General features: G+C 40.5%; 21 protein-coding genes and 1 riboswitch. Of the genes, 11 read left to right on the top strand and 10 right to left on the bottom strand.

Annotation, left to right across the window (positions count from 1 at the left end):
- The first annotated feature begins 4 nt into the window (after nt 1-4).
- Together LDM98_RS06205 and LDM98_RS06210 are read left to right on the top strand one after the other, a co-directional pair.
- Nucleotides 5-3226 (top strand): ATP-binding protein, encoded by a 3222-nt coding sequence (locus LDM98_RS06205; RefSeq protein ID WP_223898469.1) that lies wholly within the window; start codon nt 5-7, stop codon nt 3224-3226.
- 5 nt (nt 3227-3231) lie between these two features.
- On the top strand, nt 3232-3600 hold the full coding sequence (locus LDM98_RS06210) for a PleD family two-component system response regulator (protein ID WP_223898470.1): 369 nt from the start codon (nt 3232-3234) through the stop codon (nt 3598-3600).
- Between the two features lie 63 nt (nt 3601-3663).
- On the opposite strand, the gene lon is transcribed toward LDM98_RS06210, so the two are convergent.
- Both lon and LDM98_RS06220 read right to left on the bottom strand, forming a co-directional pair.
- The gene (gene lon / locus LDM98_RS06215) at nt 3664-6084 is read right to left on the bottom strand and encodes an endopeptidase La (RefSeq protein WP_223898471.1); all 2421 of its coding nucleotides are present in this window, start codon (nt 6082-6084) and stop codon (nt 3664-3666) included.
- Nucleotides 6085-6186: 102 nt separating this feature from the next.
- Nucleotides 6187-6840, bottom strand: coding sequence for an outer membrane protein assembly factor BamD (locus LDM98_RS06220; RefSeq protein ID WP_223898472.1), 654 nt, complete (start codon nt 6838-6840; stop codon nt 6187-6189).
- A 134-nt stretch (nt 6841-6974) separates the two neighbouring features.
- A riboswitch (cyclic di-GMP riboswitch) is annotated at nt 6975-7050 on the top strand.
- Nucleotides 7051-7165: 115 nt separating this feature from the next.
- Between LDM98_RS06220 and LDM98_RS06225 the strand changes: the two genes are divergently transcribed.
- The 6 genes from LDM98_RS06225 (at nt 7166) to hpf (ending at nt 13376) form a co-directional block, all read left to right on the top strand.
- Entirely contained in the window at nt 7166-10153 is a 2988-nt protein-coding gene (locus LDM98_RS06225; RefSeq protein WP_223898473.1) for a DUF11 domain-containing protein, read from the top strand.
- Between the two features lie 21 nt (nt 10154-10174).
- Nucleotides 10175-10858, top strand: coding sequence for a type II secretion system protein (locus tag LDM98_RS06230; protein WP_223898474.1), 684 nt, complete (start codon nt 10175-10177; stop codon nt 10856-10858).
- A gap of 1 nt (nt 10859) precedes the next feature.
- Nucleotides 10860-11669: a type II secretion system protein gene (locus tag LDM98_RS06235; RefSeq protein ID WP_223898475.1), complete on the top strand. Its 810-nt coding sequence runs from the start codon at nt 10860-10862 to the stop codon at nt 11667-11669.
- On the top strand, nt 11669-12109 hold the full coding sequence (locus LDM98_RS06240; protein ID WP_223898476.1) for a type II secretion system protein: 441 nt from the start codon (nt 11669-11671) through the stop codon (nt 12107-12109). Before LDM98_RS06235 ends, LDM98_RS06240 begins: the two co-directional genes overlap by 1 nt.
- On the top strand, nt 12106-12738 hold the full coding sequence (locus tag LDM98_RS06245) for a Tfp pilus assembly protein FimT/FimU (RefSeq protein ID WP_223898477.1): 633 nt from the start codon (nt 12106-12108) through the stop codon (nt 12736-12738). Before LDM98_RS06240 ends, LDM98_RS06245 begins: the two co-directional genes overlap by 4 nt.
- A gap of 104 nt (nt 12739-12842) precedes the next feature.
- Entirely contained in the window at nt 12843-13376 is a 534-nt protein-coding gene (hpf, locus tag LDM98_RS06250) for a ribosome hibernation-promoting factor, HPF/YfiA family (protein ID WP_223898478.1), read from the top strand.
- 37 nt (nt 13377-13413) lie between these two features.
- Here hpf and recG read toward each other — a convergent pair whose 3' ends face one another.
- The 7 genes from recG to LDM98_RS06285 all read right to left on the bottom strand — a co-directional run bounded on the left by recG (nt 13414) and on the right by LDM98_RS06285 (nt 20466).
- Nucleotides 13414-15222 (bottom strand): ATP-dependent DNA helicase RecG, encoded by a 1809-nt coding sequence (recG, locus tag LDM98_RS06255; RefSeq protein WP_223898479.1) that lies wholly within the window; start codon nt 15220-15222, stop codon nt 13414-13416.
- Nucleotides 15223-15295: 73 nt separating this feature from the next.
- Nucleotides 15296-16552, bottom strand: a complete 1257-nt coding sequence (locus tag LDM98_RS06260; protein ID WP_223898480.1) for a pitrilysin family protein — start codon at nt 16550-16552, stop codon at nt 15296-15298.
- Between the two features lie 206 nt (nt 16553-16758).
- Nucleotides 16759-17832, bottom strand: coding sequence for a dehypoxanthine futalosine cyclase (locus tag LDM98_RS06265; RefSeq protein WP_223898481.1), 1074 nt, complete (start codon nt 17830-17832; stop codon nt 16759-16761).
- Between the two features lie 40 nt (nt 17833-17872).
- A complete protein-coding gene (gene nusB / locus LDM98_RS06270) occupies nt 17873-18265 on the bottom strand; it encodes a transcription antitermination factor NusB (RefSeq protein ID WP_223898482.1) in 393 nt (130 codons plus the stop codon).
- A complete protein-coding gene (gene ribH / locus LDM98_RS06275) occupies nt 18265-18732 on the bottom strand; it encodes a 6,7-dimethyl-8-ribityllumazine synthase (protein WP_223898483.1) in 468 nt (155 codons plus the stop codon). The genes nusB and ribH overlap by 1 nt, the downstream gene beginning before the upstream one ends.
- Before the next feature lie 34 nt (nt 18733-18766).
- A complete protein-coding gene (gene kdsA, locus LDM98_RS06280; RefSeq protein WP_223898484.1) occupies nt 18767-19567 on the bottom strand; it encodes a 3-deoxy-8-phosphooctulonate synthase in 801 nt (266 codons plus the stop codon).
- Nucleotides 19564-20466 (bottom strand): DMT family transporter, encoded by a 903-nt coding sequence (locus LDM98_RS06285; protein ID WP_223898485.1) that lies wholly within the window; start codon nt 20464-20466, stop codon nt 19564-19566. The genes kdsA and LDM98_RS06285 overlap by 4 nt, the downstream gene beginning before the upstream one ends.
- A gap of 87 nt (nt 20467-20553) precedes the next feature.
- Here LDM98_RS06285 and LDM98_RS06290 point away from each other — a divergent pair, with 87 nt between their 5' ends.
- Nucleotides 20554-20814, top strand: a complete 261-nt coding sequence (locus LDM98_RS06290; RefSeq protein ID WP_223898486.1) for a hypothetical protein — start codon at nt 20554-20556, stop codon at nt 20812-20814.
- On the opposite strand, the gene LDM98_RS06295 is transcribed toward LDM98_RS06290, so the two are convergent.
- Complete coding sequence (locus LDM98_RS06295; RefSeq protein ID WP_223898487.1) at nt 20807-21553, bottom strand: DUF3108 domain-containing protein; 747 nt, start codon at nt 21551-21553, stop codon at nt 20807-20809. The two genes, LDM98_RS06290 and LDM98_RS06295, sit on opposite strands and share 8 nt — an antisense overlap.
- 75 nt (nt 21554-21628) lie before the next feature.
- On the opposite strand from LDM98_RS06295, the gene LDM98_RS06300 reads away from it, so the two are divergent.
- Nucleotides 21629-22822 (top strand): mechanosensitive ion channel family protein, encoded by a 1194-nt coding sequence (locus tag LDM98_RS06300; protein ID WP_223898488.1) that lies wholly within the window; start codon nt 21629-21631, stop codon nt 22820-22822.
- Between the two features lie 44 nt (nt 22823-22866).
- Nucleotides 22867-24270, top strand: a complete 1404-nt coding sequence (der, locus tag LDM98_RS06305; protein ID WP_223898489.1) for a ribosome biogenesis GTPase Der — start codon at nt 22867-22869, stop codon at nt 24268-24270.
- The last annotated feature ends 41 nt before the right edge of the window (nt 24271-24311 follow it).

Raw genomic sequence — 24311 nt, forward strand, 5'->3', positions numbered from 1 at the left:
AACTATGACTATACGTAATAGACTTAAACTCATTGGTCTTGTGCCAATTTCTCTACTCATTTTACTTTCAAGTTATTTCTTTGTAACTTCATATGTAAACTATGAAAAGGCAAATGCACTCAAAACGACATTGATCAATAACGGTGCATTGGGCAAATCACTGATCGAAATAGGTAAAGAGAGTGGATTAACGGCCTTATATCTAGGCAGTGATAAGGAAATGTATGCAGATGCACTTATCAAACAGCGAGAGAAGTTAGATGAATCTTTTGAAAACCTAAAATATGAAGTTATCACAGACAAAAAAGTATATCTTCCTTTCCTGGTTACACTTTTGGAAGGAGAGAAAGCAAAACCATTAGACCCTTATACGCTGCTTGTGTCAAATATCGGTACACTTCCTGAAGAGAGGAAAAAGATAGATACTGCAAATATTGATTTCAAAACTGCCTTTTTTCAAACCTATAGAAACGGTTTATCGACGCCAACACTTGACAAGGTCCTTACACTGAAGAATTATCCGCTTGATACAGATATTTCAGAACTGATCGATATACTTGCACAAATTTATACAGCGACAGAGTACAGCGGACTTGAAAGAGGATTTATTTCATACTACATGACAAAAAAATCTTCTTTATCATTTGAGGAGATCGCTTTATGGGATGAGTTTAAAACAAAAGCGCATATTTTTGATATAAAACAGGTAGACAATAGTGCATTGCGTCAACAACTTGAAAAAGTCCTCTATAATGAGCATGCAAAAGAAGTGATGAATGACCTGGCACTTACATCATCTGCGATTCAAACAGATATCGATAACGGTGACTATGCAGAATCGGTTATGGACTGGTTTGCACTTCAAACACAGAAGATCGCTTTGCTTTCAAAAGCAGAACTTGTGGTTTCAAATGCTTTATGGAAAAAAAGTAACCTTTACCTTGATAAACAACTTTTACTTCTTGGTATCGCAGGTGCTATCTGGTTGCTGAGTTTTATTTTGGCATACCTCGGATACACAACTGCAAGAGATATTACTAGAAACATTAAAGAGCTTGAAGACGTACTTAACAAAGCTGTTGAAGAGATGAAAGCCAGCGATCAATACCTTGCATCAGACTCACATGCGATTGAAAATATTGATCTTGATACCCACGAAGGTACAAAAGAAGCCTATAAGTTCCTTGAGGACCTCGTTGAAACAGCAAAAGATGATAAACTCATTGCCCTACAGGCCAATGAAGCAAAATCTCTTTTCCTGGCAAACATGTCACATGAGATCCGTACACCGCTGAACGGTATTGTCGGTTTTACAGAAATATTACGTAGTACACACCTTACCGAAGAGCAAGAGGAATTCCTTGCAATCATTGATAAAAGTTCTGAAAACCTTCTGAGCATTATCAATAACATTCTTGACCTTTCAAAAATTGAAAGTAACAAGGTTGAGATTGAAAGTATCGTATTTGATGCAGCTGAAGAGTTCGAAAGTGCAGTGGAAACCTATGCAGTTGCTGCAACAGAAAAAAATATCGATATGAACTATTATATGGATCCAACGATCTCTGCAAAACTCAAAGGGGATCCAACAAAGATCAAAGAGATCATTATCAACCTTCTTTCCAATGCCGTCAAATTTACAAGTTACGGTGGAGAGGTGAACCTTGATATCGTAAAAGAGACAGATGAAAATGGTGTGAACAGAGTTAAATTTACGGTAAGAGATAATGGTATCGGTATGACAAAAGACCAACAGTCACGTATTTTTGATGCATTCTCACAAGCGGATGTATCGGTGACAAGAAAATATGGTGGTACAGGTCTTGGTCTTACTATTTCCAGTCAATTCGTTGAACTGATGGGTGGAAAACTGGAGCTTGAAAGTGCGAAAGACCATGGTACATCATTCTTCTTCTCATTGCCGTTAGAAGAGGTTGCATCTACTGAAGTTAATTATGAAAATGCATTTACCGATCTTGTTATAGGTAAATACGAGCAAGATATTCCGACAAAACTCGACACCAATCTGGAAAAATGGTTTGAATACTTTGGACCAACGGTTAAACATTTTGAATCCATAGCTGAACTCAAAGAGCTTGATTATAATGATACGTGTAAGAACTACTGGATCGATATTGACAAAGCAAGACAGAACATACTGGATGCTATCCATAATATGGATAAATCAAAACTTATTGTTATTGCGAATGTCACAAGCCGTAATAAGGTTGAAGAGCTGGGTATTGATCAAAGTCGTGTTCTCTTTAAACCGGTTACACTCAGTAAACTCAAAACCGTCTTAAACAATACAGCGACTGTAGCACCTCAGCGTATTGAAGAAGCAGCAGCAACACAACAGACCAAGTTTGATGCCAAAGTATTGGTGACTGAAGACAATATCATTAACCAGAAACTTATTAGACGTATACTTGAAGAGCATGGTATCACAGTGGATATTGCAAACAACGGTCTTGAATCATTTGAAAAACGTAGAAGTGGTGACTATGATCTTCTCTTTATGGATATTCAAATGCCTGTGATGGATGGTATTGAAGCAACACATGAGATCCTTGACTATGAAGAAGATGAAGAGTTAGCGCATATCCCGATCGTAGCCTTAACAGCCAATGCACTTAAAGGTGACAGAGAGAGGTTCTTAAGTGAGGGTATGGATGAGTATATCACCAAGCCAATTGAAACGACAGAGTTACTTTATATCCTTAACAAGTTCTTATCAGACAAGGCAAGTAACGAGACTGTAGAATCTGTCAAGAGAGAAGAGGACGTTATAGAAGATGTGGTTGCAACACCTGAAGAAAGTATCACTCCAGTCGCTGAAATCTCTGATGAGCCAGAACTCACTCTCGAAGAGCCAATGGCAGACCTCACGGAGACACCAAAAGAGGCAAAGATCCTTATTGCTAAAAAATTCTTATTGACTCGTAGAGTTCTTGCAAAAGTCCTGGAAAATCTAGGGCACGACTATGATACATTGGATGATATGGATATGCTGGAAAGCAGATTGGCATCAGGTGACTATGATATACTCTTTACAGATACCGACCTGGTAACGGAGAGTATCAGCCGCTCTAATGGAAATGTAGCTATAATTTCATCAAGCAATACAAATGTCTCTCAAGAAGTAAGTGTACAAAAAGGTGAAACCATCTCAAATACAGCTTCTAAAGAAGAGATAGAAAACATAATAACGAAGTATAGAGGATAAGAAACATGGCATTAAAAGTACTTGTTGTTGATGATGACTTCATCAACAGAAAGCTCCTACAGACTCTTTTAAAGAAGAATCCAAAAGTAATAGACATTATTGAGGCAGAAAACGGGTCTGACGCCTTAGATAAAATGAAAAAAGATCCTACTATCAATATCATACTGTTAGATATCATGATGCCTGTTGTGGATGGGATAGAATTTCTCAAGATCTTTAGATCTGATATGAATAATGCACATGTGCCTGTCATTGTACTCTCTACGGATGATACACGTAAAACGGAAGTGTATGACAACGGCGCAAACGACTTCTTACGTAAACCCGTGATGCAAGACAATCTCTATGAAAAATTAGACCAGTGGGCAGGCTAACTGATCTCTTAAAACAATAATTTGACCAGCCTTTCGGCCGGTCAAACTGTAGAAAAAAGCTTACTATTTTACAAATATTTCTTTCAATACTTCTTCAATACGAGAAACCCCAATGATTTTTACATTATGCTTTACTTCATCAGGAATATCCTCTAAGTCACGTTCATAGTTCTTCATCGGAATGAGTGCCTTTTCAACCCCTGCTTTATATGCAGCGATCAATTTTTCTTTGAGCCCGCCTATAGGCAATACCTTTCCTGTCAGTGTAACTTCACCTGTCATTGCAACCTTATTGTCTATCTTTTGCTCGCTTAAAATAGAAGCGATGGCACTTACCATAGCAATACCGGCACTGGGACCATCTTTCGGAGTTGCTCCCTCAGGCACATGGATATGAAGGTCATAACGCTTATAGACTTCGCTTGCATCCACTGCGATACGCTCTTCTCTCTCTTTGGCACTGTGAGGAATGATGGAAGGAGAGATAGGAAGCTCTCCATTGTCTATCAGTATCTTCACCACAGAATGTGCGATACGGACAGACTCTTTCATCACATCGCCTAAACTACCCGTTGGCTGTAAGGCACCCTTACCTTTGATCTTGATAGCTTCTATGGTTAAAACATCCCCTCCCACTGCCGTCCAAGCCAATCCGCTGACAACTCCGACTTGAGGCTTACTGTCTACCAAAGAGATCTCGAAGACTTTTTTATCTATAAATTTTTCCAAATTCTTTCTTGAGATCCTAATACTGTCTTTTGTTTTATCTTCCAAAAGCTGTCTTGCACCTTTTCGCATTAATCCGGCTATTCTACGACGTAAATTTCGTACACCCGCTTCTCTGGTATATTCATCTATCAATGTTTTCAGTGCTTTATCCGTAATAGAAAATTCTCTACTTTTTAATGCATGCTTTTTAAGCTCCTGAGGTATGAGATAGCGCTTTGCGATCTCAAATTTCTCTTTAGGTGTATAAGAGTTCAATCCTATGAATTCCATCCTGTCACGCAACGGGGCAGGTATACGGCCAACTTCATTGGCTGTAGCGATAAAAATAGCTTTGCTCAGATCAATATTGAAATTGAGATAATAATCTCTATACTTGCTGTTCTGCTCCGGATCAAGTATCTCAAGCAGGGCAGCTGTCGGATCACCCCTCATACTGCGCCCTACTTTGTCTATCTCATCGAGTACAATGACAGGATCCATACTTTTGGCTTCTATGAGTCCCTGCACTAAACGTCCTGGCATTGCTCCCACATACGTTCTTCTGTGTCCTCGAAGCTCATTGACATCTTCAAGTCCACCCAGTGCCATACGTACAAGCGGTCTTCCCAATGCAGTGGCGATGGAGTTGGCAAGTGAGGTTTTCCCTACACCAGGAGGGCCTGCAAAACAGAGTATGACGCCTCCCGTCTCTTTTTGTTTGATCCCTCTAAGCTCTGCGAGTTCACGTACAGAGAAGAATTCAACGATGCGCTCTTTGGGTTTTTCCAAAGAATAATGGTCCTTGTCAAGCTCAAGAGAAACATCTTTCACACTCAGATTTTTCTTGGTCAACTTTCCAAATGGCACTTCGAGTACCCATTCCAGATAACTCTGAAGTACATTGGCATCTGCAGAATCAGGATGCATACGGGCGAAGCGGTCCAACTGTTTACTGATCTCTTTAAACGCATCCTCTTGCATGTGAGGTTTGAGTTCCGCTATTTTTTCTCTAAAATTGGCGATCTCCTCTTCCCTTTGCGTATCCATGCCGAGCTCTTGCTGTATCTCTTTGAGCTGTTCTTTTAAGAAATACTCTTTGTTGGTCTGTTCTATCTTCGAATGTACTTTTGTACGTATCTCACGCTGCACTTTCGCAGACTCTATCTGAGAAGTGACAATGTCAATAAGCCCCAAGAGACGTTTCTCGATATTCATCTCCACATAGAGGACATAAGCGACTTCTTTATCCAGTTTCAACATAGACGAAACAAGGTCTGCGATACGGTTTGGCTCATCATTCTCTTCTATGGTACGTACAAGGTCTGCAGGGATCTGAGAGTTTAGCGCTGAGAGTTTTTTGACTTTATCTCTGAGAATATCCATCAACGCATCTGCTTTGAGCTTATTGTAACTCTCTAACGTGACCACATCGATCACGGCACGGTTAAAAGGTCCTTCTTGAGGTTCAATGATCTTTCCGCGGGCAAGTCCCTGGAAAAGTATCTTGACCCTTCCATCAGGTATATGTACTTTTCGCATGATCGAACCGATCACCCCAACTTTATACATGGAATCAAAATCATGTATGCCCTCTTTTCCTGGCATGGAAGACGTCACAAAGAGTAACGAATTGTTTTCCATCGCATCTGCTGCAGCATCGATATCTTTTTGGTCTGTAAGAAAAATGGGACTGATCATAAAAGGGTAGAGGAAAAGCTCATCCTCGACCACTATCGGTAAGGTAGTGGGAAACGCATCATAATCACTAAGTTGCATAATGTTGCTCCTTTAAAAATATTTATTTTGTTTTATATATATGTAGTGTAGACACCGAAGCACCCTATCAAAAGTGCTTTTAGTCTCACCTTAATTCAAAGGTTAGTCAAAGACATAACCGATGATACCTTTTTCAGGCGGTGTGATATCGGTCATTTCAACCACAGAGCCTTTGTTTTTCTCTCTATAGATCTTTGCCGCCTCTTCCTTGCCCGTACGGTCATACAGTGCCGCGATATTCTCATTGAGCAGGTATTGACTCATATGTAATCTTATCAGCATGGTATTAACAAGCGGTGCATAGGGAGAACCAGGATAACGATTGATATACACTTTAGCCGCAGCGATACTGTCTATGATCAATTTTTGGTCCTTATAGACATCTTTGATACCCAGAAATGACGCTTTGAGTTTCATGAAGTCTGTATACTCACGACTTTCATACTCACCAAAACGTTTGTTATACTCATCAAGATAATAGTTCGCAAGCAGGTACTCTTCAGCATTCATATGTGCATGAGCAAGCATCATCAAAGAGGTCGGCATCAACGGTGAACGCATATGTTCACTCTTAAGGGAGATGTAGTACGCATCTGCCTTATCCAAATTTCCACTCGTAATACTGCCGGCTATTTTCTGATACCAATAGAGTGCCGGTTTATTAAACTCAGCCACTTCCTTCTCATCACCGCACCCCACAAATAATAATGACATCGCTGCAGCCATACCTACTAACACACTTCTCTTCAAGTTCATATCTTTCCCTAAATTAAAATCTAATTACATATATAATAGCTCAAAGTATGTAAAAAGCGTATTAGGTTTGGTATAAATTGCTTCGTTTTATATAAGAATTAAGTTGTTTTATGTCATTATAATTAATAATAATAAAAGAGTATGGCCAAACCTATTGTGAAGTAGGGACGGAAAGCCACGGGTCTCAAAAGAGATGGCTGGGTTGCAATTTGACTAAAGACAGTCATTGCTCTAACTATTTTCTGCATATACCTCTCTTTTATAGCTGTATATTATGCTTTTATAGTATAATTAATCATTACTTGAACGATATGTAGGATATAAGATGAAAAAAAATTTACTTAATGCTTCAGTACAAAATGTAGTCCGTTTAAAATACATTCTCATATTCATACTCTCTTTTTTCTTTTCCATTCAGGCGTTGGGAGCACCATCATGTAGTAGTTATCACAGTACAAGTGAGTGTAATGCTGTCTCAACATGTACATGGGACGATGCTAGTAGTGTTTGTGTTGCAAGTGATGCAGATATAGATCTTCTTATAGCCAAAACCCCGTCAAGCAGGGTAGTTGACCTAAATGATACTATTACATACGTACTGACTGTAGCAAATGAGGCAAAAGACGATGCTGAAGTCGATAATCATGTAACGGTGATAGATACCCTTCCTCCTGTAACAGGTCTTACAGATTTTCAAATGATTGATGATGCTGGTTTTAACTGTACCATTGACGGTTCAGCCATTACACCAGGAATGCCACTTACTGATTCCAGTGTGTTGACCTGTATTGACGGGGAAATTGATGGAAGAACAGGGAATAGTGGAGTTCCGGGTCTCATTGAAATTTGGTACAGTTTTCGGGCTCCAGATTATAATACAGAACTCAACAACACGGTTGAAGTCAGTGCTCTCAATGATACTACAAATAATACTAAATCATCGTATGCTACAGTATATGTCTATGATGGTAATCTCATTCTTAATCCTCCACCACCGGAACATGCAGATGTTATTGATACTTTTACCACTCAAGCAGCATACAATGACGGAACATCAAAGGTAATAAAAACAAAAATTGCTGCAAAAACATTCACACCTATAACAGGTGTACATCTTAATGGGGATAATGTAGCCGTACCCTATCAGCATACTGATCCAGATATGTCTTTTATTGTCATTCCCTATCTAAGTGATAACAGTTGTATTACACAAAAAACAATTATCGATAGTGACACAGGGCTTCCAATGGTATTTAACATCACTGATGGAATGACTGCTGTAGAGGCGAATATGACGGTAGATAGCTCAGCTAGTCGTGCTTCTCGTATTCTGGTCAGCTATATTGATCTTGGGGCGATCCTTGACAATACTGGTGTAAAATGTGTATATACCAGTTCAACGCAAGGTAACCTTGCAGGACTTGGGCAATGTGTCAACAGTGCAAATAACTATTATGATGCCTTTGGCCTTTCAGCTTATGAACGCTGTAATGTCTTAAATGGTCAACCATGTACCCCGTCAAATGGTGGATATAGTTGTGGTCCAAATGATACAAGCTGTACTGGATACAATCCACTCTATGACAATGAAGTTGGATGTTTAATGTGTACACTAAATGCTTTTCCAGAGTGTTCTACAGACAATTTTGCCATTCGTCCTGAAAGATTTGATATCAATGCAACACATCAGAATTTTCCACATCTTCTCCGTGCGGGGGAAGATTATCCGATTGCATTAACTGCGCGTGATGCTGTAGGTTCAGCAACCGACCAATACACTATTTCAGATTATCCTTTCAACGATGACATCAATGCTTCTGCAATCAAATATTTTAATGATAATTATACTACCCTAGCTACAGACGATCTAATGTTTGGTAATCTTACTATGAATGATTCTTACCTTTTCTATTCTATTAACGGCCTATCAAGTTCAAGTGCTTCTATAGAACCCGCAACCGCAGAAGAATCGATACATATAGCCTATGATGATGTAGGCGATATTACACTTCATGTTCAAGACCAAAATTGGTCAGCAGTAGATAATGATGATACACCTATGAACTGTGATGAGAACGGTACTTATATCTGTGGAGATAGAAATATCACATTCATTCCTCATCACTTTAAATTTGCAGAACTTAACATTACCAACCATGCCGGTCCGGACAGTAATTTTACCTATATTGCAGATAATAGAGGCATGCCAAGTACAAATCCGCCTACAAGAAGTCCAATGGCAGCTCGAATAAAGACACGTATAGAAGCATTAAACAAAGACGGTAATATTACAAGAAACTTTAGAACTGGGGCACTCTATTATGAAAATAATATCACTGTCACTCCTACTGTTATCGTTCCTACATATGGAAACCCTAATGGATATCTTTTCCCTGATGCAAATGAATCGAATATCAGTAATCAACTGGTAGGATTTGGTCGTCCAGGAACTGAGGATGAAAATGGGACACGTTATATTGACTGGAATGAAAGCACCTATCCACTTGACTTCAATTTCCGTAGAGAGATCAATCAACCTGCTAATCCTTTTGATGTCAACGGTTCTTATCTTTCCATCTCTATGCTTTCACAGTATGTTGACCCTGAGGATGGTGATACAGCAGATATCAACGGAAGCCGCATCGGTGATCAAAATACTTCAACAACCTGTGCAGCAGATCCGGGCTGTGTAGAAGAAAATGCCGAGAACAATGCTACTTTCTATTATGGAAGAGCCCGTCCGTCCCTATACATTTATGATGACATCATTACTTCTAGCGTAAATACACCTATAGCAATTGATGTGTATTGTGATCTTCTTTTTACGGAATGCTCTGACAAAGGTATAGATACAGACAATGCACAGATCAATGAAGCTGATTGGTGGTTATCCTTAAATCACACTGAGGACAGTACGCGTCATGATGGAAATGTTACACTGCAAACAGGTATCATCACACCTTCAGGTACTGCGTCTATCTCCTCTACTATCTCTACTGACCCAGCAGCAGTACGAATTACCTCAGGGGGGATAGATCCAGATGTCACAGTAACCGCAACCTCATCAGATAGACCAATGACAGTGCCTATAGAGTTGGTTCACAATATACTTCCATTGACCTTGCCTTACTATACTGCGACACCTCCTTATACAAATAGTTGGTTAATCTATAATGAAGACTCTTTAAATCTTCCAAGTCCATTCTATAAAGTACGTTTTATTGGTAGTTCTGATTGGGCAGGACATGGAGATACTGGTCATGTTGTTGACAGCAATGTCAGTACAAAGAAAAACAGACGGTTGGAATGGTAAATGATGTTAAAAACTAAAATAATGCGTCCAGCAATCGCAATGCTAGAATTGATATTTGCTATAGTTATTATGGGTATCATACTGATGTCTGCCCCGCAACTCATCAGTACAGCTGCTAAAAGTGGTTATGTTGCTATCCAGCAGGAAGCGATTAATGAAGCTGCAGCACAAGTGAATATGATCATGGGATACCATTGGGATGAAAATGATGTGAGTGATGAGTATATAGATCCTATACTCATTGTATCAAATGGTGATAGTGCCCTAGATGAAGATGGTACTACCGGACGCCGTCTTGGTACACCTAAAGAGAGTTATCGTTCTTTTATACGTGCTGATGGTAGAGATGATCTCAATGCCTCATCTTTGGGTAGTGATGGAACGGAAACTGAGGAGGACGATATTGATGATTTCACGGGAGTCAGGAACCTAAGAGAAGTTGAAACTTCCATAGCAGATACTGTGGAGACAAACACTATTGATATTGATAGGGAGGTCGTCTACAGTAGTGACAGTGCCAACTACAATCAAACAACTATCACATTTGCCCCTTCCTTTACAGATGATGGAGCTACTACAAATATAAAATCTATTATTGTAAAGGTAACAAGTAGCAGTGGCACTGATGAGCTTGACAAAGAGATTATCTTACGTGGCTTTAGCTGCAACATAGGTGGATACAGACTTGAAGATAAGGAATTCTAGTATGAAACAATATCGATTTAAACCTGCTTTCAGTATGCTTGAACTTGTCTTTGTCATCGTCATACTCGGCATCGTTGCTTCTATTGGTTCTGAAATGATCGTCAAAGTTTATGAAAGCTATATTGTTCAAAGAGCACAACATCGGGCTACACTTAAAACTGAATTAGCGGCTACACAAATAGCCAATAGACTTGCTTCTGCTATTCCAGGAACAGTGTTTCGTGTCAGAACGAATGATACTTATGAACCAATTGATTCTGATTTTCCTGCCGGTGTAGTAGGTGATGAGTATAAAGGATTACAGTGGGTGGGGAGTGACACAGAAAGTTTCAGTGCAACTAGTGTCCCCGGGTGGAGTGGATTTTGCGATATCAATATCAGTACACAAACTTCTATTGAAACTCCTGGTTCTGCATTAGCTGACACGACAACCATTATAAATAATCTCTTTCCCGGCTTTAGTAGACTTTCGCTCTATTTCCCTTATGATCCAACAGATTATAATGCTACTATTGTAGATGGTGATACTATAGCACTTACAGGTACCGGTGCATCACGCATTGTGGAACACTATAAACTAGCATGGAGTTCTTATGCTTTAATAGTAGAAAATGGAGACCTTTATCTCTATTATAATTTTGACCCTACACCAGCAACACCTGTGGGCAATACAAAATCTCTGTTGATGAAGAATGTCAGTACATTCAAATTCAAGGGAGCAGGACGTACGATAAGATTTAAGATCTGTAAAGAAGAACCTATCAGTGAAGATGTCAACATCACAGCTTGTAAAGAAAAGGCGGTATTCTAATGAGAAAAGCATTTTCAATGTTAACGGCGATCTTTATCATTGTTTTGATGGCAACTGTAGCTGCCTTCATCGTGAACCTTTCAGGTAAAATGGTCAAAGAAACTACTGCACAATTCCAACGTGAACAAGCAATGCTCTTAGCTAAAAGTTATACTGAGTATGCGATTATGGCCGTTACTGCCAACGATCAAAATACTACCTGTCTCAATACTATTAACGGAAGCTTTAATGATTACAATGTGAATGTTAATATATCCTATATAGGACATCATAATATACTGAATGGCGGCTGTACTAATATTTTGAATCCTGGAAATGACGTAATTACACCCAAGTCTCCACTTAATATCATAGTTGATGTCTTTGTTCGCTACCCTGACTACGACCATCCCGATGGTCTCAATATGACCTATCATAGAAGGAGCTTACAAAAAATATGAGAACTTTACATAAACACACAAAAGCCTTTACTATGTTGGAACTTGTCTTTGTTATCGTTGTATTAGGTATCCTTGCGTCGTTAGCACTTCCTAGAATGGACCGAGATCTCAGACAGGAAGCCAAGGACAATATCCTTGCTGCCATTCGTTATACACAGCACTTGGCACTCAATGATGACAAAACCGATCCTACAGATCCAAATTGGCAGAAGAAGCTCTGGAAAATCACTTTCTCGATATCAGGTAACAATTTAGCTAACTTCTACACTATTTCATCCGATGATAACCAGAATGGTACTGTAGATAAAAATGAAACTGCCATTGATCCTCAAGATGGAAAATATATGTTTACTGATGATAGCACTATTGATATTGATGAAAGCTCTAATATCTTCATAGGAAAAAAATATGGTGTCATAAATATGACCTTTAGTGGTGGATGTTCAAATACTGCCCCTGAAATTGCATTTGACCACCTCGGTAGAACATATAATGATATAGGAAGTGCTACAAATGACTACAGCAAATATATGTCTCTAGACTGTAATATCGTATTTAGCTTTGCAGATGGTTCGACACCCATTACTGTAATAATTGTTCCTGAGACAGGGTATGTCAGTGCGGATTAATAAGAGATAAAAACCCTCTTCTATTTACCTTTCATTAAGTATCTTAAGTTAAAATTAAGTATGGATATAGCGATATATCTATACTTTAATATTAAGGATATATTATGAACAAAAGTATAACGGGAAGACATTTCGAACTGACTGATCCTATAAAAGCATATGCTGAAGCAGCCATCGATGGTTTAGAAAAATATCATTTAGACATAATTTCTGCAAGCACTGTGATCTCAGCCAGTGAAAAGAATGGGAAAAAAGGCTTTGTCACAGAGTTCATTATTAACCTTAAAGATAAAAACACGATCGTTATCACCCAAGTAGATAAAGATGTGTATGCCGCTCTGGACCTGGCGATAGAAAGAGTGAAAAAATCACTTAGAAGACATGCAGATAAAATAAAAGATCATAAAATTATGAGTTTTAGAGATCTGGGAGAAGAGGCTGAAGCTGTCAGTGAATTGACCGCAGAGGAAGTAGAGATCGTTCCAATGGACTTAGAACTTCACAAACCGCTTGATTTTGATGAAGCGATAGACGCATTGCAAGCCGAGAAAAAAAGACAATTTATCGTATTTAATGACAATGAGGGTTTGATGCGTGTCATGTATAAAAGAGCGGACGGTAAATTCGGACTTTATTAAATTCCTCTTTGGAAATTTCCTCGGGAGACCCCGAGGATCACACTCCTACACTTCCCAATCTATTTTTAGCCCTCATAATCACCTCTTCATCCTCAGCCATATCCAGCCACTTAAACTTTTGACCGCTTTGTATCGTACCATCTAGAATATCACCACTGTCTCGAAACTTCAGATCCAGTTTTGCTATGTCAAAGCCATTGGTTGTTTGTGAAAACTGCTCAAGCCTGAAATTCTCTGTAGTGTTAGAGTAGAGATAACACCAGCTCTTTAAACCGTTACGTCCTACCCTACCTCTGAGTTGATGCAGTGTGGCAAGTCCAAGCCGTTCTGCACCTACGACAACGATAAGCGTAAGCCTCGGTAAGGAGATACCCACTTCAACCACAGTTGTCGCTAAAAGTATGTTTCCTTTCTCTCTGAATTCAAGTAACACATCCTCTTTCTGTTTATCTTTACCGTGTGTGACATAGACATGCTCAAACTTCTTTTCCCAGAAGCCTCTGCTCTCTTCCAGAGACTGATAGGGTACCTCACTGCTCTCTTCTACCAAGGGGTAAATGATGAGTACTTGATGATCCTGTGCGATTTCCTCTTTGATATGTGTCAAAAGATTGGGAAAATCTTGTTTACTGATCGTCTGGGTCAATACTTCACGTTCAAAAGGCGTTGTCGTAATGAGACTGACATCAATCAGTTCAGACTCCATCATCGCCTGTGTTCTAGGTATAGGGGTAGCAGAGAACTGTATGAAATGTGGTTTTTTATCTCCCTTGCTGACCAAAGCTTCCAGGCTCTGTCTCTGTTTGGTACCAAAGCGGTGCTGTTCATCTACCATCACCAAAGAGGCCTTAGGAAGGTCCTCTTTGAAAAGCAGTGCATGTGTACCGATGATAAAATCTGCTTCTCTGTAATCTCCTTGATCTTTACCCTGCATGACCAATGCCACTTTGACGTGTTTGGGCAAATGCTTACATGCTTCTTCGTAAAGTTGCAGTGCAAGAAGTGAGGTCGGTGCCATCAATATACTCTTATGCGGCAGTGCCATCATCACAGAAGCCAGTATCACCATCGTTTTGCCTGAACCCACATCGCCAACGACCATACGTTTGGCTGCTTTGTCTTCTCTTCCCAGATCTGATCGTATCTCTGCTATGACCGATTGCTGTTCTTGTGTCAGCGTAAAAGGCAAATGATCCACAAAGTTTTCTATACTCCCCGTCAGTGCTCTGTGTGCAGGGAAATCTGCCCTTTTACCCCGTAATTTTTTGAGATGATTATACGCTTCAACAAACTTCAGTGCAGTGACAAAGTCAGGCTTGAATGTTGTACCCTCATATACCTCTTCCATACTTTTTGGGAAATGGATATGCATCAGCGTAGAGACCTCTTTACTGTCCAACCCTTCATTGTATAGATTCTGTTCATTGACATAACATGCTATCAGTGAAGAGATCTCACTCTCTTTGAGTACGGTTTTGTACTTGGGTGTGATTTTACCTATCGTTTTAATGGATTTGGGCTGTGACATTTGCAAATAGCCCTTATACTCCTCCAGCCTGCCTTGTATCACATGGCTGGACCCCACTTCAAAAAGTTTATGATGGTACGGTGTCACCCTGAAAAATGTAGAAGAGAGCCGCCTGCCTGATCGTGTGAGGTTGAAGGTGACACGCAGCTTACCTGAATAAATACTCGAATCCACCACTTTGGCCTCAAGGGTATTGACCTTACCTAGTTCCAGGGTGGTTGAGAGTGTCGTATCGTTATAAGAAGTCGGGATGATCAGTGCGAGATCAAGTAGAGAGTGAATTTTGAGTTTTTTAAAAAGTTGTTTTGCTTCTTCCATCCCAATGCCCTTCTGTTTGTATGATTATACAAAAGTTTTAGAGACAAAAGAAATAATATGTCAGATTGACATATTATTTCTTAGGAGGATCTTCCTTTTTTGTGACAATGCTGAAAGTGATATCTGACAACTCAGTATGTGCTTTGATAAAAGCATTGACCTCATCCAGTGTGACAGACTCGATCTTTTTTAACTGCGCTTTACTAAAATCAAGTGGTCTGCCATAGTAATAGTCATTATAGGCTCTATGCAGTCTTTGTGAAAGTGTTTCTGTGCGCAGAGGCTCAGACCCAAGTAAGAACTTCTTAGTCTCATCAAGCTCTTTTTGGGTGATACCCTCTTTGACAAATGTGTCTACCACCTCTTGTATCAGATCTTTTGCCTCGTTCTGCGTACTGAGCTTGGTTTGCATATATCCGCTCAGATACGACACCGGTTTTGTACGTCTGAATGAAGAGTAGACACCATAGGTAAGTCCGCGTTTTACACGTATCTCTTCCATGAGACGCGAACCAAAACCGGCACCTCCAAGAAGATACTCCGCGATCTTTGCCAGGTACTGATCTTTCTCTTTATAGCTATAGTTGAATGGCGCACCAAAATAGATATACGCCTGTTGCGTATCTTCATCGATCAGTACGACTTCTTTTTTATCTGAAGCCTGAACACATTCCACTTCTTTCTCTTCAACTTTCGGCAACACTGCAAGCAGTTTTGTCAGATATCCTTCTGCTTCATCCAATGTGATATCACCGCCCACAACCCCTATGGCATTGTTATACCCTAAATGTGTAGAGATAAATGTCTGGATATCTTCCAGCGACATACTCTCTATACTCTCGATCGTACCGTCATAGGGTCTGGCTAACGCGCTCCCTTTAAAAAGAGTCGCTCTCAAAGAGGTACCTGCGATATAATCAAAATCACTCTTCTTTTGTGTCAGCCAGCCGATCTTTTGATGTTTAATCTGAGACAATGCCTCTTTGGTGTAGTTCGGATCCTTTAAAAGTTCCTCCAGACGCTCTACCGCATAGGGAAATTCACTTTTTAATGAAGAGACCTCTATCACGAAACTCTCACGTCCCACATGTGCACCGATCTCTACAGCATGCGCATCAAGTTTTGTAGCAAACCCTACACTACCCTCTTTAGAGGTACCTTCATTCATAAGTCTTGCAGACATATCGGCCAAACCATCTTTGGTATTGCTCAAATGTCCTGCATTTTTAAAGATCAGTTGGATCGATACGATAGGAAGATACTTCTCTTGCTCAAATATAACAGGTACTTTGCTTCCTTTAACCTCGATCTCTTGAACGAATGCTGCCATCAATACTCCTTGTACTGCTATCCATAATAAAATAATTTTCTTCATATAAAACCTTTAGGTTTTTATTTACTCTAAAGTAAAAATAATTGTGACTGGTCACATGAATCAACTGCTAACAAATAACTACATTGCAGTGCGACCAGGGCACTAAATACCGAGTCGTAAGTTAACGTAATTCTTTTGAACTTTGCCTCAAAAACATCTAATCAATAATAACGTTCTAATATCTCATACGCAGTATTGCGTTTTGCAGGGTTTTCCCCCACATCTCTGATGAGCTTGATCATCTCTTCCTGGTTCATCTGGTTTTTCGCTCCTGCTGCAGAAACGACGTTTTCTTCCATCATCGTTGAACCCAGATCATTCGCACCGAAAAGCAGTGCCATTTGTCCTATGTAAGAGCCCTGTGTGACCCATGAACTCTGAATGTTGGGTACATTGTCCAAAAAGAGTCTGGCTACAGCCAGATAACGGAGATAGAGATTTGAAGAGGTCTTAGTGATCGTCGGTAACTCTCTTTTCAGCTGTGTATGGTCGCTTTGATAAGACCACATGATAAATGCTCTAAACCCTCCGGTTTCATCCTGAAGCTGACGTACATAATCCCAATGTTCTACGATCTCACGGGTTGTCTCTACCGTACCATACATCATTGTAGCCGTTGACTTGATGCCAAGTTTATGTGCCTGACGATGTACATCCAGCCATGTGTCTTTATCATGTTTTTTAGGTGCGATGATGTCACGTACCCTGTCTGAAAGTATCTCTGCACCTGCACCGGGAATTGAACTGAGCCCCTTTGCTTTCAATCTGCGCAGGACTTCGGAGATACTGATCTTTGAACGGTTGGCAATGTAATCTATCTCGATGGATGAAAAACCGTGTATCGTGACTTGCGGGTATTTCTTTGAGATATGTTCCACCAGATCTTCATACCACTCTATCTGCAGTTTAGGGTGTACGCCTCCTTGAAAGAGTATCTGTGTTCCGCCTATGGCCAAAAGTTCATCTATCTTCTGATCGATCTCATCAAATGTAAGAATGTACGCATCTTCTTTTTTCTCATGCGTATAAAAAGCGCAAAACTTACAATCCACCCAACAAATGTTCGTGTAGTTGATATTTCTGTCCACAACAAATGTCGTGACACCTTTGGGATGCATCTCTTTTTTACGTGCGAGTGCCATCTTCCCAAGGGTTTTCAGATCAGCGTTTTCAATAAGCTCTACTGCCTCATCAATACTCATACGTTGATGTGTGGAATTGGTACGAATCGTCATTTAGTGCCTCACTCAGATTGCGTTTTAACGCTTATCATTTTTATTTATCCAATGCATCCAAAACACCATTGATAAACTGTGGTGATTTTTCATCTGCAAGCTCTTTAGCCAATTCAACCGCTTCATTGATGATAATGGCTTTATCTGTTTTTGCAACAAGGATCTCATAGGCTCCCAGTCTCATGATCGCTTTTTCTACTTTGCCTATGCCATCATAATCCCAATCCTTCAAATGCTCTTGAATTTTGGCATCCAACATTTCAAGATTTTCTATAGTTCCCTGGAAAAGAATATCTGAAAACTCTTTTTGCTTGTTTCGGATCTTACCCTCTTCCAAAATTTCATCTGAGAACTTACCTATATTATTATTTCCTAGGTCATACGCATAGAGTAGCCCGACTACAGCGGTACGTGCCTGATGTCTGGTAGCCATTAGTCAATCTCACTGTAAAGGTTGATAAGTTCGATCAGTCCTACCATCGCTTCAGCACCTTTGTTTCCTGCCTTGGTACCTGCTCTCTCTATAGCCTGCTCGATGCTGTCTACGGTAAGTACACCGAAGGTTGCCGGTTTACCATGCTTCAGAGTGACAGATGCCACACCTTTCGTTGCTTCTGCCGATACATAGTCAAAGTGAGGGGTTGCACCACGGATCACTGCTCCTAAACAACATACGGCATCATATTTACCAGAAGCCAATGCTTTGTCCAATGCGAACGGTATCTCAAATGCACCCGGTACCAGGATAAGATCGAGATCCTCTGCATTTCCGCCATGTCTCGCATAGGCATCTTTTGCTCCCTCTACCAGTCTATCTGTAATAAAGTGGTTAAATCTTGCATTGATGATCGCTACTTTTTTACTCTTATCTACCGATAACTGACCTTCTACAATTTTCATGCTATTCCTTTAATTTTTAGTATTTAAATTTATGTTATTCGACGATCATTCTGATCGCATCGATCTGTTGGATCAATGCATCCAATTTACTTAACTCTATCATGTTCGGGCCATCACTTAAAGCGATACTCGGATCAAAGTGTGTTTCAAAAAAGAAACCGTCCACCCCTACTGCTGCCGCTGCACGTGCAAGATAAGGGACAAATGAAGCGTCTCCACCTGAACTTGCTCCGCCGGAAGCTGGCATCTGTACAGAGTGTGTTGCATCAAAGATCACCGGGGCAAACTCACGCATCGTTTTAAGACCACGCATATCTACCACAAGGTTACCGTATCCGAATGTTGTACCTCTCTCGGTGAGCCATACATTATATTTCTTGGCATTTTCATAACTGACCTCTCCGTCAAACCCTCTGGTTTTAAGCACTTTTCCCACAGAGTGTTCCATCGCGGCAGGCGCCAGGAACTGTCCTTTTTTGATGTTCACTACCGCAGAGGTTTTTGCAGCAGCCACAAGCAGATCAGTCTGACGACATAAAAATGCAGGGATTTGAAGTACATCTGCTACCTCAGCCGCTGCTGCCGGTTGTGTATAGTCATGGACATCTGTTAAGATCTTATAGCCAAACTGCTCTTTGACCTCTTGAAGCATTTTAAGTCCTTCATCCAGTCCCGGCCCTCTAAAAGAATCCAGACTGGTACGGTTGGCTTTGTCAAAACTGGCTTTAAAATAGAAGTCTTTGGTACAGTCATCATGGTACTGACCCAAAGATTCTGCGATACGCATCACATTGTCACGGCTCTCCAGAACACAGGGTCCAGCAATTAAAATCATTTTAGTCCTTTAGGCAGAGCTACGAGAAGCCCTGATAATATTACCAAGATTATACCCAAAACTGTCCAAATATCAGGAATGGGGTCTCCAAGCATGATACCGATCACCACTGCAAAGACAATATTACTGTAACTAATGGTACCAACGATACCTGCCTTTGTCAGTTCATACGCTTTGGTCATCAAAAGCTGGGAGATTGTTGCAAAGAGACCTACGGCTACAACATAAGCCCATTGACTGCCCTCCGGCATGACAAACGCTGCAAACATCCAATCAAACTCTTCTGAAACGTTCACATAGGGTGTGATAAGCATCAGAAATAGCGGAGCAACAGTTCCTACCCCCATAAACGACATCACTATGGCACGTGTATCATAATACTTTCGGAGTTCCCGTATGGAAGTATACGCCAGTGCTGCACCTATACCTGAAAAAATACCTAACATGTCATATTTGTCAAAGCTTCCGCCTTCAGGTTGTGCTACCAGAACAATCCCTATGAATCCTATGATGATGGCCAATAAAGCACTCTTGTGCAATTTCTCATTTAAAAACAGATAGGCAAATATGGCCACAAAGATCGGTGAGGTTTTGTTATAGGTCACGGCTTCACCCAGAGGAATATATGCCATGATATAAAAATATGCCAAAAGCGCTGCAAACCCCATAGAACCACGGAAAATAAGCAAGAAGGGCTTTCCTCCTATTTGCTTTAAAGGGACTCTATAAATGGCAACGCCTACAAGAATGACCCCAAAGATATTCCGGAAAAAAGTCACTTCCACAGGAGGGAGTACCTGACTCACGACTTTTGCAAATCCTCCCATCACCGCAAAGCTCAAAGAAGCCAACAGCATCAAAAGGATACCTCTGTCCATATTTTTAATTATTTCTATCAAAAGAGTGTCCTCATTGTTTCTAAAGAAGTTTTTTACATAGACAAAACATCATTTGCTAATTTTGTGAAAGTGTAGCATAATACCTTTATGAATGATGCAGAATTTTATACAAACCTCGTAGCCCTTCCCAATGGTGCAAATGATGTACGATATCTTGGCAAACGATATCTACTACGAAAAGAGACATTACTGGGCGGAAAACTTCTCAAAATCTATGCAGAAGAGCTGGGTGGTAATGACATCATCAGTGGAAACTACTACCCCACCATCAAACACGGGATGCTGAAACCTTGTGAGATGTCAGATAAAAAAGTGATCGACTTTGTGCTCAATGCCAAAGCTATTTGATCCTTGCAAGTTTTGCATCCCCGTAGAACAGTATATCTTTGATTGCTGATCTATGGATAAAACCGTCATTTGCAACAGCCAGTAAGATATCACCTTTTTTCTTTCTGAAATTTTTTTGGTGAATGAACGCCTTGGCATAGAGCTTTGCATCCTGCCCCAGATCTTTTTGATACTCTGCTACCTGGACATTATCGGGTATAGTGATCTGTACTTCACCATTTTGCTTTTCAAGTCCCACTGACTTAAACAGATAAGTTCTACCTTTTGGCTTCTGACTCACAGCATGGCCCAGGTTAAAGTAGAGTGTCAACAGGTCATCTTCGGCATAAAATTTGAGTGTTTCGGTATGGTCTTCTACCAATGTTTCTTTACGCCATTTTCTCACTCTTTTTGTCACATGCTTCTTATGATGATCGATATGATACTCTTTCATGACTCTTTTATCTTTTTTCTTGCTTGTCATCTGATAAAAATCACTGACCATCAGTCCATCTTTGATATGCCCTTTGGAAACATAGTGTTCCGTCTGTCCGCCCATCAGCACTTTCGCAACGCCTGACAGTGTTACTTTTGTATCGATCTGATAGGTTTCGCCATTTTGTGCAAGAGTGTTTTCAATGGTTCCTACCGTACCAAAGATCCCAAAGGTTGCCCTATAATCCAATTGGGTCACTTTGGCCGAAGCGAAACTTCCCAAAAGTAAAAACAGACCGCTCAATATAAACATTCTTCTTAGCACATGGATCCTTTTCTATCTCAATTTATACCAAATTCTATTATACTTATGTGTATAAAATGTGAAGGACAACAAAAAATGCCGACAACTGAAGTAAATACGACCGAATTCAATGCCACACAATGCCTCAATGTCATAGATGACCTCTCTATGAACCTTGAAGGAAACATACAGACACTGCTGGTACCTGTCTATGAAAAGTTTCCCATTTTGACCCAGACCTTTTTAGATATCCCTTTGGCAAATCTTTTTGCTGCCATATCGGTCTTTTTACTCTTTTTACTTTTTCGAAAAATTTTCACACTGATGATCATAGGTACCCTGCAAAAAATCGCCAAAATGACAGACACCTATTATGATGACAAAGTGATCTCTGCACTCAGAGGGCCTATACGGTTTGCTTTTATACTTATCGGTGCACACCTCTTCTTCTTGCTGATCTTCAAAGAGACAGCATTCGTCAAAAACATTCTCAATACACTGGTCGTCTACACCGTATTTTGGGCCATTATTTCTGTCATGGAGTCTTTGCGCAGTGCGTTTCAGCATGCCACAGAGAAATTTAATCCCGACCTCGCCAAAGAGATGGGGAATTTCATACTTAAAATAGCCAAAATCCTCGTAGGTGCTGTAGGTTTGGGTGCCATGCTTCAAGTCTGGGGGATCAACGTGACCGCGCTCGTTGCTTCTTTGGGGCTTGGAGGTCTTGCCTTCGCACTTGCAGCGAAAGATACCGCCTCCAATATGTTTGGCTCTTTTGCCCTGCTGGCAGATAAATCTATACGTATCGGTGAATGGATCAAAGTAGGCGGTGTCGAAGGTACAGTGGAAGATATAGGAATGCGTACGACTAAAATACGATCATTTGAAAAAGCGCTCATCACGGTTCCTAACCAGATCGTCTCTAATTCTCCTATAGAGAACTTCTCCCGCAGAGGTGTCCGTCGGATCAAAATGCAGATAGGTCTTACCTATGGTACCAGCAGAGATCAGATGAATGCCATAGTAAAAGAGATCCGAGCCATGCTGCATGGCCATGAGAAGATCTCTCAAAAAGAGACTTTACTGGTCAATTTTGACTCTTTTGGAGACTCTTCACTCAATATTTTCATCTATACGTTTACCAACACTTCCAACTGGGAACGCTACTTGAATATACGGGAAGAGATCCATCTGAAGATCATGCACATTGTTGAGGAGAACGGGGCGAGTTTTGCCTTTCCTTCACGGTCGATCTATATGGAACAGATGCCTGATAAAAATATGTTATAATTCTAATAATTAATAGGGAACCTCTAAAAGAAAGATTTATATTTATGCAAGAACTTAAAAAAGTAGCGATACTAGGACGACCAAATGTAGGAAAGAGTTCTCTCTTCAACCGTTTGGCAAGACAAAGAGATGCCATCACCGCTGATATCTCCGGGACCACGAGAGATATCAAAAAACGTATCGTGACGATTTCAGAGAACCGTGACTTTGAAGTGATCGATACAGGGGGGATAGACTACTCTTCCGAGCTTTTCTCCAAAGTAGCCGATTTTTCAATGAAAGCTGCCCAAATGGCAGATATCATCATCTATATGGTAGATGGTAAAACACTGCCATCTGAAGAGGACAGGGAACTCTTTTATAAACTTCAGGCACTGGACAAGCCGCTTGCGCTTGTGGTCAACAAGATCGACAATGACAAAGAAGAAGAGCGTTACTGGGAATTTTTGGAGTTTGGTGCAGAGGCAACGTTTCCTATGTCCGTCAGTCATAACCGTTATTTTAATGACTTCTATGCATGGCTTGAAGCACTCATACCTCCTCGGGAAGAAGAACCTACGGGACTTGAACTGACCGAAGATACGGAAGTAGACCCTTTTGATGAGATAGTCCGCGATATCAATAGCGTCGAAGAAGAGATAGACAACGAGATCAAGGTGGCCATCCTCGGTCGCGTCAACACAGGGAAAAGCTCCCTCCTGAATGCACTGTTGGGTCAAGAACGTTCTGTCGTTTCAGATGTTGCAGGAACCACAATCGACCCTATTGATGAGATGATAGAGCATAATGACTACAAAATTACTTTTGTCGATACTGCGGGAATCAGAAGAAGAAGTAAAATCGTGGGTATTGAAAAGTATGCACTTTCACGTACAGAAGAAATGCTGGAAAAAGCAAACCTTGTGCTTCTTGTGCTTGATGCTACCGTAGGTGTGACAGAGCTTGATGAAAGGGTGGCCGGACTGATAGAAAAATACAAACTGGCTTGCCTGATCGTCGTGAACAAATGGGATATCCATGAAGAGAAAACCTATGAAGAAATGGTTGAAGAGATACGTGATGAGCTGAAGTTCCTCCACTATGCGCCGCTGATCACCATTTCGGCAAAAACAGGATTGCGCGTCAACAAAATACTCGACAAAGTGACAGAGATCTATCAACGATATACCCGACGTATCCCTACTTCCGAACTGAACGATACGATACGTGAAGCCATAAGAAGACACCATGTACCCACACACAACGGTGCAGTAGTAAACATCAAGTTTGCAACACAGTATGAGACCAAACCGCCAAAAATTGCCCTCATCAGCAATAGACCTGAATTTATACACTTCTCCTATAAACGTTATCTGGCGAATTTCCTTCGAAGCAAATATGACTTTGAAGGGGTACCTTTAGACATCGTTGCCCGTAAACGCGGCGAGCGCTTCGATGACGATGAATAGTGTTTTTTACTAACACTTCGCTATAATCCCCTAAAATTATT

Source organism: Sulfurovum sp. TSL1 (genome assembly GCF_019972135.1).
Taxonomy (GTDB): Bacteria; Campylobacterota; Campylobacteria; order Campylobacterales; family Sulfurovaceae; genus Sulfurovum.

Excerpts from the sequence above, each read along its gene's own strand:
- recG (WP_223898479.1), bottom strand. The coding sequence starts at position 15,222 with ATGGAAGAAGCAAAACAACTTTTTAAAAAACTCAAAATTCACTCTCTA.
- LDM98_RS06230 (WP_223898474.1), top strand. The coding sequence starts at position 10,175 with ATGCGTCCAGCAATCGCAATGCTAGAATTGATATTTGCTATAGTTATT.
- LDM98_RS06260 (WP_223898480.1), bottom strand. The coding sequence starts at position 16,552 with ATGGCAGCATTCGTTCAAGAGATCGAGGTTAAAGGAAGCAAAGTACCT.
- LDM98_RS06235 (WP_223898475.1), top strand. The coding sequence starts at position 10,860 with ATGAAACAATATCGATTTAAACCTGCTTTCAGTATGCTTGAACTTGTC.
- LDM98_RS06300 (WP_223898488.1), top strand. The coding sequence starts at position 21,629 with ATGCCGACAACTGAAGTAAATACGACCGAATTCAATGCCACACAATGC.
- LDM98_RS06290 (WP_223898486.1), top strand. The coding sequence starts at position 20,554 with ATGAATGATGCAGAATTTTATACAAACCTCGTAGCCCTTCCCAATGGT.
- nusB (WP_223898482.1), bottom strand. The coding sequence starts at position 18,265 with ATGGCTACCAGACATCAGGCACGTACCGCTGTAGTCGGGCTACTCTAT.
- lon (WP_223898471.1), bottom strand. The coding sequence starts at position 6,084 with ATGCAACTTAGTGATTATGATGCGTTTCCCACTACCTTACCGATAGTG.
- LDM98_RS06245 (WP_223898477.1), top strand. The coding sequence starts at position 12,106 with ATGAGAACTTTACATAAACACACAAAAGCCTTTACTATGTTGGAACTT.
- LDM98_RS06210 (WP_223898470.1), top strand. The coding sequence starts at position 3,232 with ATGGCATTAAAAGTACTTGTTGTTGATGATGACTTCATCAACAGAAAG.
- LDM98_RS06240 (WP_223898476.1), top strand. The coding sequence starts at position 11,669 with ATGAGAAAAGCATTTTCAATGTTAACGGCGATCTTTATCATTGTTTTG.
- der (WP_223898489.1), top strand. The coding sequence starts at position 22,867 with ATGCAAGAACTTAAAAAAGTAGCGATACTAGGACGACCAAATGTAGGA.
- LDM98_RS06220 (WP_223898472.1), bottom strand. The coding sequence starts at position 6,840 with ATGAACTTGAAGAGAAGTGTGTTAGTAGGTATGGCTGCAGCGATGTCA.
- hpf (WP_223898478.1), top strand. The coding sequence starts at position 12,843 with ATGAACAAAAGTATAACGGGAAGACATTTCGAACTGACTGATCCTATA.
- kdsA (WP_223898484.1), bottom strand. The coding sequence starts at position 19,567 with ATGATTTTAATTGCTGGACCCTGTGTTCTGGAGAGCCGTGACAATGTG.
- ribH (WP_223898483.1), bottom strand. The coding sequence starts at position 18,732 with ATGAAAATTGTAGAAGGTCAGTTATCGGTAGATAAGAGTAAAAAAGTA.
- LDM98_RS06265 (WP_223898481.1), bottom strand. The coding sequence starts at position 17,832 with ATGACGATTCGTACCAATTCCACACATCAACGTATGAGTATTGATGAG.
- LDM98_RS06225 (WP_223898473.1), top strand. The coding sequence starts at position 7,166 with ATGAAAAAAAATTTACTTAATGCTTCAGTACAAAATGTAGTCCGTTTA.
- LDM98_RS06205 (WP_223898469.1), top strand. The coding sequence starts at position 5 with ATGACTATACGTAATAGACTTAAACTCATTGGTCTTGTGCCAATTTCT.